Below are 10,582 nucleotides of genomic sequence, written 5' to 3' on the forward strand. Positions count from 1 at the left end.
CGTCAGGCCCCCAGAACGGCGCGGATGGCGGGCTCGTCGATGTCGTCATGCTCGGCGATCACGACCAGCTGCGAGCGCCGAGGGGCATCGCCCCAGGGCCGGTCATATTGCGCCCGCAGCCGCTCGCCCACGGCCTGCACCAGCATCCGCATCGGCTTTCCCGCCACGGCGACATAGCCCTTGACGCGCAGGATATTCAACTCGCGCGCAAGATGCAGGATGGCCTCCTGCAGGGCCTCGGCATTCTCCACCTCGCCCAACTCGATCACCAGGCTTTCGAAATCGTCATGCTCGTGGTCGTCATGCCCGTCGTGATGCGAGGGCCGGGCGTGAAGGTCGTCCTCGGCGGCCGCGTTCAGCCCCAGCACCACGCGCGGGTCGATTACGCCTTCGGTCATGGTCAGGATCGGCAGCCTGCGCGGTGCCTCCGCCTCGACCGCGGCACGAGCGGCCGCAAGCCCGGCCTCGCCTGCCAGGTCAGCCTTGGAAAGGAGCACGATATCCGCGCAGGCGATCTGGTCCTCGAACACCTCGGAGAGTGGCGTGTCGTGATCCAGGCTGTCATCGGCGGCGCGCTGGGCCTCGACCGCATCCACATTGGGCGCGAACCGGCCCGCGGCCACGGCCTCGGCATCGGCCAGCGCGATCACCCCGTCGACCGTGATGCGCGAGCGGATCGCCGGCCAGTCGAAGGCCTTGAGCAGGGGCTTGGGCAGCGCCAGCCCCGAGGTTTCGATCAGGATGTGGTCGGGGCGCTGGGGCAGGGCCATCAGCGCCTCGATCGTGGGGATGAAATCATCGGCCACGGTGCAGCAGATGCAGCCATTGGCCAACTCGACAATATTCTCCGCCGGGCAGTTCTCGTCGGCGCAGGATTGCAGGATGTCGCCATCCACCCCTGCGGTGCCGAACTCGTTGACCAGCACTGCCAGGCGCTTGCCCTGAGGGTTGGCCATCAGGTGGCGGATCAGCGTGGTCTTCCCGGCGCCCAGAAAGCCGGTGATGACGGTGACGGGGATTTTCGAGAGGTCGGACAAGGGCTACTCCTGCGGGGGGATGCGGGCGATGGATTGCTTGCGGAAAATGACGGGGCGTTCGCGCCAAGGGACGAGCCCGTCGCAAGTCCCGGCATAGGCCGCGGCGCCCTGCACGATCTCGGAGACGTGTTCGGCCGGGTCGAGATCGCCATAGACATAGGTCCAGCGCTCCGGTCCGCCGCTCAGTGCAATGGTGCAGCCGCGCGAGCAGGCCGACAGGCATTCCACGGGGCGCAGCGCCACCCCCTCGGGCAGATCGGCGGCCTTCAAGGCCTCCAGCATCCGGGCGCCGGGCCGCGGCGCGTCGGCCTTCTCGGGAACACCCCGGCGGCAGGTGGTGCAAACGGTGATCGTAACCATGGCCATGGTCCCCTCTCGAAAATGGCATAAGGGGATTGGCCAGCAGGGAGTCCGCCTTGGGAACATCCCGAAGCCGGTCGCGAAACACCCCGTTCGCCCGTTGCGTCAACACGTGCTGGCAGGTCTCCCGGCTTGCGGAGTTCGGGGCCTGTGGCCCCGGCGATCCGCCTGCCTTCCCAGCCTGTTGGCCAGTGGCATGGGGACCTCTCCGGTCACGGTCGCGGGGGCGGCTGCGTTTGGCCTTTGGCCCCGACGGGCCGTGTATGGCGTATCGCATTCCCTCTTCGCCTGTCATAGACAGGAACCAGCGCGCCTCACCTGAGGCAATGCCCGCCCCCTTGTCAAGCGAAGGATCGCAGCATGACCGATGCCCCCCTGACCGACGACGCGCGCCATGCTGCGAAGATGGCGAAAAAGAAGGCCGCCCGCGACAAGATCATGGCCCGCAAGGAGGGTGAGAAGGGGCTGATCATCGTCCATACCGGGCCGGGCAAGGGCAAATCCTCGGCCGGGTTCGGGATGATTCTGCGCTGCATCGCGCATAAGATGCCCTGCGCCGTGGTACAGTTCATCAAGGGGACCTGGCAGACCGGCGAGCGCAGCCTGATCGAGGAGCATTTCCCCGATCTGTGCCGGTTCTACGCTATGGGTGAGGGCTTCACCTGGGAAACACAGGACCGGGCCCGCGACATCGCCGCGGCGCGCAAGGGTTGGGAGAAGGCCAAGGAGTTGATACGCGATCCCGAGATCCAGATGGTGCTGCTGGACGAGATCAACATCGCGCTGCGCTACGATTATCTCGACCTGGCCGAGGTGGTGGATTTCCTGAAGGCCGAAAAACCCCCCATGACCCATGTCGTGCTCACCGGCCGAAATGCCAAGGAAGAGCTGATCGAGATCGCCGATCTGGTGACCGAGATGACGCTGGTCAAACACCCGTTCCGCTCGGGCATCAAGGGGCAAAAAGGCGTGGAGTTCTGAGCCTTGGGCAAGGCGCTGATGATCCAGGGGGCGGGCTCAAACGTGGGCAAATCGCTGCTGGTGGCGGGGCTGTGCCGCGCCGCGCGGCGGCGGGGGCTCAGCGTGGTCCCGTTCAAGCCCCAGAACATGTCCAACAACGCCGCAGTCACCGCCGATGACGGTGAGATCGGGCGCGCGCAGGCGCTTCAGGCGCTGGCCTGCGGGCAGGAGCCTCATACCGATATGAACCCGGTTCTGCTGAAGCCCGAAACGGATGTGGGCGCGCAGGTGGTGGTGCAGGGCCGACGCCTGGCGACCCTGCGGGCGCGCGACTATGGCACGCTGAAGCCGCAGCTTCTGGGCAAGGTTCTGGAGAGCTTTCACCGTCTCAAATCCGCCCATGATCTGGTGATCGTCGAAGGCGCGGGCAGCCCGGCGGAGGTCAATCTGCGCGCGGGCGATATCGCCAATATGGGCTTTGCCTGTGCGGCGGATGTGCCCGTGGTGTTGGCCGGCGATATCGACCGGGGCGGCGTGATTGCCCAGATCATCGGTACCCAAGCGGTGCTGGATCCCGGCGACAATGCGATGATCGCCGGCTTTCTGATCAACAAGTTCCGGGGGGACGTTTCGCTCTTCGACGATGGATATGCTTTGATCGAGCAGCGCACCGGATGGCGCGCCTTCGGTGTGCTGCCGTTCTTCCCCGACGCGGTGAAGCTGCCTGCCGAGGATGCGCTGGACCTGCCGCGCCGGGCCAGGGGCGAGGGGCTGCGCGTGGCCTGTCTGGCGCTGTCGCGCATAGCCAATTTCGATGATCTCGACCCGCTGGCGCAGGAGCCTGGCGTCGATCTGACGCTGGTCGCGCCCGGCCAACCCATTCCGGGCGACGCCGATCTGGTGATCCTGCCCGGCAGCAAATCCACTCGCGGCGATCTCGCGTTCCTGCGTGCGCAGGGATGGGATATCGACCTCGCCGCCCATGTCCGGCGCGGCGGCCACGTGCTGGGCATCTGCGGCGGCTACCAGATGCTGGGACAGGCGATCCGTGACCCGGAGGGGATCGAGGGCCCGCCGGGCGAAACGCCGGGGCTGGGGCTGCTGGACGTGGTCACCGAGATGACCCCCGACAAGCGCCTGTCCCTGGTGCGGGCGATCCATGCCGCCACCGGCGCGGCGATGGAGGGTTATGAGATCCATATCGGCCGGAGCGAGGGCCCCGACCGCGCCCGGCCCTTCGCCCATGTGGGGGACGTGCCCGAGGGCGCGGTGTCGCCCGACGGGCGGATCATGGGCAGCTACCTGCACGGGATGTTCGGGCAGGACGCCTTCCGCGCAGCGTTCCTGCGCGGCTTCGGTGTGCAGCCGGGAGGGCAGGGCTATGGCGCGGCGGTCGAGGCCACGCTGGACGCCTTGGCCGATCATATGGAGGCGCATCTCGATCTGCCCGGCCTGCTGGCCCTGGCGCGTTAGGGTTATCGCTCCTCCCAGCGGGTGGGAGTGTTTTCCTGCCATCCCGCCCGGTGGAGAAGCGGCGTGTCGTCCTCGAAGGCGGGCAAGCCGATGCACAGGTAGGCGGTGAAGCTCCAGCTTGCTGGGGCGTCGAAGATCCGCTCGATCCGCTGCGGGTCGAGGATCGAGACCATGCCCACTCCCAGATTGTCGACCCGCGCGGTTAGCCACAGGGTGTAGATCGCCATGGCGGTGGATTGCTGCAGGGTCTGGGGCATGGTGCGCCGTCCCAGACCGCGCCCCTCGGGCGGTTCCGTCTCGGTGAAAATGGCCAGATGCTCGGGCGCGACATCCAGCCCGGCGAGTTTCAGGCGCGCGTAGTTTGCACGGGTTTCGTTATCATACTCCGCGGCGGCGGCGGCATTGCAGCGCTCGAACTCGGCCCGGACCCGCGCCCGCAGCCCGGTGTCGCGCACGCGGATCACCCGCCAAGGCCGCGCATTGCCCACCGAAGGCGCCATGTCCATGGCGGCGCGCAGCCGTTCCATGTGGTCCTCGCTCAGCGGATCGGGCCGGAAATGCCGCATGTCGCGCCGCCAGCGCAGGATGTCTTCCAAGGCCCTGGCATGGTCCGCCGTAAGTTTCATGCTTGCCCCTCTGCCATGGTTCCGAGTGCCGCGCCCAGGCGCTCCCATTCCCGCTCATCGCCGGGCAGGCCCAGCCGCAGCAGATGCGGCGACCAGGGGAAGATGCGGCTCCAGATACGGGCGCGGGCCAGATGCGCACGGGCCGCGGCGGCGTCCGGGGTGCGGTAGAGGCGGAACAGGTCGGTCCCGCCGACCAAGCCCCAGCCCGCCCTTTCAGCAAGCCCGTCCATTCGGGCGGCCTCTGCCCGCAGCCGGGTGACGGTGGCCCGCACCCAATCCATATCCTTTAGCGCCTTTTGACCGATCTCTATCGCGGCGCCGGAAACCGGCCAGGGCCCGGCCATCTCAGACAGTTCCGCGATATCCTCGGTATGGCCCAGAACAAAGCCCAGCCGCAGCCCTGCCAGCCCATAGAACTTGCCGAAGGAGCGCAGCACGAACAGCCCGCGCCGCGCCCCCACATGGGGCGCCAGCGACAACTCGGGCCGCCCGTCGGCAAAGCTTTCGTCGACCACCAGCCGGTCCACCGTCCCGGCCAGATCCCGCAGCCGCGCGGGCGCGGTTTCGCGCCCGTCGGGGTTGTTGGGGTTCACGACCACCGCCATCCCGGCCCCAGACAGAGCGTAGGGCGAGGCGACCTCCTGCACCTTCCACCCTGCGGCGCGCAGGCTGGCGGCGTGTTCGTTGTAGGTGGGGGCGAGGACGCGGGCCTGGCCCGGAGGCCCCAGGCGCGGGATCATTTGGATCGCGGCCTGTGCCCCGGCCACCGGCAGGATCGCGGCGCTTGTGCCATAGGCGCGGGCGGCGGCGCGGGTCAGCGCCTCGATCGCGGCACGGGTAGGCAGGGCGTTCCAGGCGGCGTCGGGCAGGGGGGGCAGCGGATAGGGCGCCCGATTGATGCCGGTGGACAGATCGATCCAGTCGTCGGCCCGGCCGCCGAATTCTGCCATTGCCCCGTCGATATTGCCGCCGTGATCGCGCATCCGTCCTCCGCCTCAGACCAGCGCCCATAGCGCAAGCCCCGCCGCCAGCGCAAGCAAGGCACGCACATAGAGCGCCAGCCCCCGGTCGAGATCGGAGGCGTCTGGGTCGGGGGCGGTGCCATTGACCCAGGGCTCGTCCGCCACCCGGTCACCGTAGAGGCGGGGACCGGAGAGGCGCAGGTTCAGCGCGCCGGCCAGCGCCGCCTCGGGCCAACCGGCATTGGGCGAGCGGTGGCGCCGCGCATCGCGTGCCATGCAGCGGAACGCGGCGCGCGGGCGCGGCGCGACCAGGGCGAAGAGCAGCCCGGTCAGCCGCGCCGGGATCAGGTTGGCCGCATCGTCGATCCGGGCCGCGGCCCGGCCGAAACGGAGATAACGGGAGGTGCGGTGACCGATCAAGGAATCCAGAGTGTTGATGGCCTTGTAGGCGGCAATCCCGGGCAGCCCCAGAACCGCGCCCCAGAAGAGCGGGGCGACGATCCCGTCCGAGCTGTTCTCGGCCAGGCTTTCCAGCGCGGCGCGGGCGACCCCGGCGCTGTCCAGCCGGTCCGGGTTCCGGCCCACGATCATCGCCACCGCCGCGCGCGCCTCGGGCAGGTCGCCCGAGGCCAGCGGGCGGGCCACTGCCGCCACATGGGCATGCATCGAGCGCGCCGCGACCAGCGGCCAGGCCAGCACGCCGGTCAGCACCGTGCCGGTCCAGCCGCCCGGCAGCAGCAGGGCCAGCCCCAGCGCGGCCCCGGTGGCGGCGGCGATGGTGAGTAGGGCGGTGGCCAGGCCGGTCGCAAGGCGCGCCGCGGGAGGGGTGGCTGCGCGGTTCAGCCGTGCTTCCAGCGCGGCGATCAGCCGTCCCAGCCAACTCACCGGGTGGCCGATCCGCGCGAACAGCGCGTCGGGCCAGCCGATCAGCGCGTCGAGCACCAGCGCGACCAGCATCGCCAGCGGCCAGTTCATGCCCGCCCTCCGGCGCGAAAATGCAGAACCTGCGTGAACCTCGCCGCGCGCAGCCTCTCGGCGCCATCGGCGGGCACATGCCCCGGCGCGAAGATCAGCCCGCGCGCCGAGCCGGTATGGGCGATGACGAAGCCCAGCGCGCCGAGATCCCGGGCCAGCGCCTCGGTCGGGTCGTCCTGCGGGCCGCGCAAGGCCAGCGTGCGCCGGGCCGACCGGCTGGCAAGCCGCGCGAGGGCGGCCAGGTCGCCCGCCGCCGCCGCGTCGCGCCAGAGGGGCACGAGGTCGCCGATGTCGGGGAAGGCGTGGTCAGTCGGATCGGTGCGGCGATGGGCGCCGAAAAAACCGCCCAGAACCTCGAAGCGGGGCAGGGCGGGCAGGACCTGCAATGTCTCGGCGCGGCGCGAGGCCCAGAGCAGGCGCTCGGGCCGGGCAAACATCAGCGGGTCGGTCGCGCCTTCGATGGCGAGGCAGGCCCGGGCCAGATCGGCGGTGCGCGTCTGCGGGGCCGCCAGTCGCGCCAGCGCCAAGAGCGCCGCGGTCGAGGCCCCGGCACCGCCACCAGCCGGCATATCGGCGCGCAGGGCGAAGCGGCCGCGGGCAGCCACGCCTATCCGTGTCAGGAACAGCCGCCCGAGGGCCGGGGAAAGCAGCCGGTCTGGGCTGTGCACATGCAGCCCGCGGGCGGGGTGTCCGGTGGCCGTCACCCGCAACGCCGCGCAGGGCAACGTGACCAGGGCCAGCGGCCCGCTGGCCCCCATCCGGCCTTGCAGCAGTTCGCCGAAATGCCCGGTCACGGTGGTCCGCGTGGCGCTCACGACGGGCACCGGTTTACCCCGCGCACCGCATAGGCCCCGCCGGGCAGGGCGGCGATGGATGTCAGTGACAGCGGGGCGATCTCGAAACGCAGCGCCGCAGGCACCGTCCCCAGCGCCAGCGCCAGCGCGGCGCGGATCGTTCCGGCATGGGCCACGACGGCCACCCGGCCCCCACGTGCGGCGAGCGCGCTCAGCGCCGGGGTCACCCGGTCGCAGAGATCGGAGAAGCTCTCGCCCCCGGGCGGGCGATGCGCGGCCAGGGCGTCGCCCGCCAGCGGCCCCAGATCAGGCAGATCGGCAAGGGGCATTCCCTCCCATGCGCCGAAATCCTGCTCCCACAGGGCGGGCTCGGGCATTGCGGCCTGTCCGAGCCAAAGCGCCTCCACGGTCTGCAGACAACGCAGCGCGGGGCTGTGGATGATTCCATCGGGCGCGGGCAGGGCGGCGCGCAAGGCCGCGATCGCCGCCGTATCGCTGCAATCGGCAGGGATGTCGCGGCGGCCGTAGACACGGCCATCGCCCTGCACCGGCGCATGCCGGATCAACATCAGCTCCGTCCCAAGCTCCACGCTCACCGTCGAAATCCCTCTTTCGCCCCCGCCCCGTTTCTGCTTTGTCATCGCGCCATGAGCAAGACGATACTGGTGACCGGCGGCGCCCGGTCGGGCAAGAGCGCCCTGGCCGAGGGATTGGTGCAGGCGATGGGGCCGCGGCCCGTCTACATCGCCACCGCGCAGGCGTTGGACGAGGAGATGGCGGCGCGGATCGCCGCGCACCAGGCCCGGCGCGGCCCGGACTGGATCACCCATGCCGAGCCGCTGGAGCTGGTGCGGGTCCTGCACGAGACCGACGGCACCCAGCCCCGGCTGGTCGATTGCCTGACCCTGTGGCTGAGTAACCTGCTCCATGCCGGACGCGACTGGCAGGCCGAGGCGCAGGCGCTAGCCCGGGCCATCGCCGTGCAGGCGGCACCCGTCGTCTTCGTCTCCAACGAGGTCGGCGCGGGCATCGTGCCCGAAAACGCGCTGGCGCGCCGCTTCCGTGATGCGGCGGGGCATCTTAACCAGACCGTCGCCGCTGCCTGCGACGAGGTCTATCTCTCCGTCGCGGGCTATCCCCTGAAAGTGAAACCGAATGACACCATCCTTTGAACTGGCCGCCCTGGCCGATCTGGCCGGTCTGGCCGCGCGCCTGCCGCAATTCGATGGTGCCGCCGCCGAGGCCGCCCGCGCCCGCCAGGACAGTCTGACCAAGCCGCCGGGCGCGCTCGGGCGGCTGGAGGAACTGGCGGTCTTCATGGCCGGCTGGCAGGGTACCGCGCGGCCGAAAATAGACCGGGCTCAGGCGCTGGTGTTTGCCGGCAATCACGGCATCTGCGCGCAAGGGGTGAACCCGTTTCCGCAGGAGGTGACCGCGCAGATGGTCGCCAATTTCGAGGCCGGCGGCGCCGCGGTCAACCAGCTTTGCCGCGCCAATGGCGCTGAACTGTCGGTGATCGCGCTCGACCTCGACCGGCCCACGGCGGATTTCACCGGAGGCCCGGCCATGAGCGAGGCGGAATGCCTGGATGCGCTGAACCGCGGTGCCGCGGCGGTGGATCCTGCCGCCGACGTGCTGGTGCTGGGCGAAATGGGGATCGGCAATTCCACCGTCGCCGCGGCGCTGGCCTGCGCCGTGATCGGAGGCGAGCCCGCCGACTGGGTCGGCCGCGGCACCGGCTCGGACGACGCCGGGCTGGCGCGCAAGCGCGAGGCGGTGGCCGCGGGGCTGGCGCGGCATGGCGGCGCGCGGGGGATGGAGATCCTCGCCGCCCATGGCGGGCGCGAGCAGGCGGCGATCTGCGGCGCGGTCCTGGCCGCGCGGGCCGCGCGCATCCCGGTGCTGCTGGACGGTTTCATCTGCTCCGCCGCCACCGCGCCGCTTTATGCCGTTGCCCCCGGGCTGCTGGATCACTGCCTCGTCGGCCACCAGAGCGCCGAGCCCGGCCACCGGCGGCTGCTCGACGCCATGGGCAAGCGCGCGGTCCTGGAGTTCGACATGCGGCTGGGCGAGGGCTCGGGCGCGGCACTGGCGCTGGGCATCCTGCGCAGCGCGCTGGCATGCCACAACGGCATGGCCACCTTCGCCGAGGCCGGGGTCTCGGGCGCATGAGCGCGCCGGCCCGCCGCCTGGCCGAGCTGCGTGTCGCGGCGATGCTGCTGACGCGGCTGCCCGTGGGAAGGCTGGCGGGCCACGTTCCGACGCTGGCCGCGGCGCGCTGGGCCTATCCTCTGGTGGGCGCAGGTGTCGGTGTGGTGATGTGGGCGGTCTGCGCGGGGGCGGCTGAGCTGGGCCTGCCGCCGGGGATTTCGGCGCTTCTGGCGGTGGCGGCGGGGGTGCTGGCGACCGGAGGCCTGCACGAGGACGGGCTGGCCGACCTCGCCGATGGCTTCGGCGGCGGGCGCGACCGGGCAAGGAAGCTGGAGATCATGCGCGACAGCCGCATCGGCAGCTACGGCGTGCTTGCGCTGGCGATCGTCCTGGGGCTGAAGGTGCAGGCGATGGCGGGCGTGGCGGGCTCCGCGCCGCCGCTCGGACCCTTCGTGGCGCTGGCGGCGGGCAGCCGCTTCGCCATGCTGGCGGTGCTGGAGGCGCTGCCGCCCGCCCGCGCCGACGGGCTGGGCCACGCGGCGGGGGAAACGGGCGGCTGGCGGCCCTGGGCCGGGCTGGCGGTGGCGCTGGCCGTCATGCTGCCGTTGGGCGGCGCGGCGCTGGGGCTGCTGGCGGCGCTGGCGTTGGCGGCCGTGGCGGTGGCCGTGCTGGCGAAACGGCAGATCGGCGGGCAGACCGGCGACGTGCTGGGCGCGGTGCAGCAGGTCTCGGACGGCGCCGGCTGGCTGGCGGCGCTGCTGCTGCTCGGGGGAGGCTGAGCGTGCCAGCCAATCTCTGCGGAACCCGGAACACGGCCGTTCGGATCGGCTCCTGTCCGGTTCGTGATCGCGGGAAACGCCGTGCGGGGAATTCAGACCCGAACCGGGCCCCGGCCTTTCTGCCGCGCGTCGGGGCGCCAGACGCTGGTCATGCGGGTATGTCCTGACCCGGCGCAGAGCCGGTGAAAGACCGTCGCACCTGTTGAATGGAAAACCCGAACAGGGGGCGAATTCCCCGGCAGCGGCTCTGCCGGGATTGCTGACTCCGCCATTCTGGTCTCACCGCCCCGGATCGCCGGCGGCCCCGCCTACGCGGGCAATCACCGCGGGAGAAATCTCATGCGGTCGGCTCAGAGGAACCGGGAACCGTCGCCGCCCTGCGGGCGATCATGGCCGGCGCCCGGCCGGCGCCCGGTCCTCCGCTGGTCAAGGCGATCATTCCCCGGCCGCATCGACGGGCATGTA

General features: G+C 70.8%; 12 protein-coding genes and 1 riboswitch. Of the genes, 5 read left to right on the forward strand and 7 right to left on the reverse strand.

What is annotated here, in order from left to right; genetic code table 11:
- Positions 1–2 precede the first annotated feature (2 nt).
- Together cobW and KCI33_RS07865 are read right to left on the reverse strand one after the other, a co-directional pair.
- Positions 3–1,037: a cobalamin biosynthesis protein CobW gene (gene cobW, locus KCI33_RS07860; protein ID WP_212524218.1), complete on the reverse strand. Its 1,035-nt coding sequence runs from the start codon at positions 1,035–1,037 to the stop codon at positions 3–5.
- Positions 1,038–1,040: 3 nt separating this feature from the next.
- A complete protein-coding gene (locus KCI33_RS07865) occupies positions 1,041–1,403 on the reverse strand; it encodes a DUF1636 domain-containing protein (RefSeq protein WP_212524219.1) in 363 nt (120 codons plus the stop codon).
- A gap of 93 nt (positions 1,404–1,496) precedes the next feature.
- Positions 1,497–1,721: riboswitch (cobalamin riboswitch) on the reverse strand.
- Between the two features lie 36 nt (positions 1,722–1,757).
- Between KCI33_RS07865 and cobO the strand changes: the two genes are divergently transcribed.
- Together cobO and KCI33_RS07875 are read left to right on the forward strand one after the other, a co-directional pair.
- The gene (cobO, locus tag KCI33_RS07870; protein WP_212524220.1) at positions 1,758–2,378 is read left to right on the forward strand and encodes a cob(I)yrinic acid a,c-diamide adenosyltransferase; all 621 of its coding nucleotides are present in this window, start codon (positions 1,758–1,760) and stop codon (positions 2,376–2,378) included.
- 18 nt (positions 2,379–2,396) lie between these two features.
- Positions 2,397–3,830 carry a cobyric acid synthase gene (locus KCI33_RS07875; protein ID WP_212524240.1) on the forward strand — a complete coding sequence of 478 codons (1,434 nt, stop codon included), beginning with the start codon at positions 2,397–2,399 and terminating at the stop codon, positions 3,828–3,830.
- 2 nt (positions 3,831–3,832) lie between these two features.
- Here the strand turns inward: KCI33_RS07875 and bluB are convergent, their stop codons facing one another.
- The 5 genes from bluB to KCI33_RS07900 are packed head-to-tail and all read right to left on the reverse strand — an operon-like array spanning position 3,833 to position 7,756.
- On the reverse strand, positions 3,833–4,456 hold the full coding sequence (gene bluB, locus KCI33_RS07880) for a 5,6-dimethylbenzimidazole synthase (protein ID WP_212524221.1): 624 nt from the start codon (positions 4,454–4,456) through the stop codon (positions 3,833–3,835).
- Positions 4,453–5,439, reverse strand: coding sequence for a threonine-phosphate decarboxylase CobD (gene cobD / locus KCI33_RS07885; RefSeq protein WP_212524222.1), 987 nt, complete (start codon positions 5,437–5,439; stop codon positions 4,453–4,455). Before cobD ends, bluB begins: the two co-directional genes overlap by 4 nt.
- Positions 5,440–5,451: 12 nt before the next feature.
- Positions 5,452–6,393, reverse strand: a complete 942-nt coding sequence (gene cbiB, locus KCI33_RS07890) for an adenosylcobinamide-phosphate synthase CbiB (protein WP_212524223.1) — start codon at positions 6,391–6,393, stop codon at positions 5,452–5,454.
- Positions 6,390–7,208, reverse strand: coding sequence for a propanediol utilization protein (locus KCI33_RS07895; protein ID WP_349252191.1), 819 nt, complete (start codon positions 7,206–7,208; stop codon positions 6,390–6,392). The genes cbiB and KCI33_RS07895 overlap by 4 nt, the downstream gene beginning before the upstream one ends.
- Positions 7,205–7,756, reverse strand: a complete 552-nt coding sequence (locus tag KCI33_RS07900; protein WP_249138966.1) for a histidine phosphatase family protein — start codon at positions 7,754–7,756, stop codon at positions 7,205–7,207. The genes KCI33_RS07895 and KCI33_RS07900 overlap by 4 nt, the downstream gene beginning before the upstream one ends.
- A gap of 78 nt (positions 7,757–7,834) precedes the next feature.
- Between KCI33_RS07900 and cobU the strand changes: the two genes are divergently transcribed.
- The 3 genes from cobU to KCI33_RS07915 are packed head-to-tail and all read left to right on the forward strand — an operon-like array spanning position 7,835 to position 10,117.
- Positions 7,835–8,359 (forward strand): bifunctional adenosylcobinamide kinase/adenosylcobinamide-phosphate guanylyltransferase, encoded by a 525-nt coding sequence (gene cobU / locus KCI33_RS07905; RefSeq protein WP_212524226.1) that lies wholly within the window; start codon positions 7,835–7,837, stop codon positions 8,357–8,359.
- A complete protein-coding gene (gene cobT, locus KCI33_RS07910; protein ID WP_212524227.1) occupies positions 8,343–9,359 on the forward strand; it encodes a nicotinate-nucleotide--dimethylbenzimidazole phosphoribosyltransferase in 1,017 nt (338 codons plus the stop codon). Before cobU ends, cobT begins: the two co-directional genes overlap by 17 nt.
- Positions 9,356–10,117, forward strand: coding sequence for an adenosylcobinamide-GDP ribazoletransferase (locus KCI33_RS07915; protein WP_212524228.1), 762 nt, complete (start codon positions 9,356–9,358; stop codon positions 10,115–10,117). Before cobT ends, KCI33_RS07915 begins: the two co-directional genes overlap by 4 nt.
- Positions 10,118–10,582: the final 465 nt, after the last annotated feature.

It is taken from the genome of Actibacterium sp. MT2.3-13A (genome assembly GCF_018139985.1).
Lineage (GTDB): Bacteria > Pseudomonadota > Alphaproteobacteria > Rhodobacterales > Rhodobacteraceae > JAGSOU01.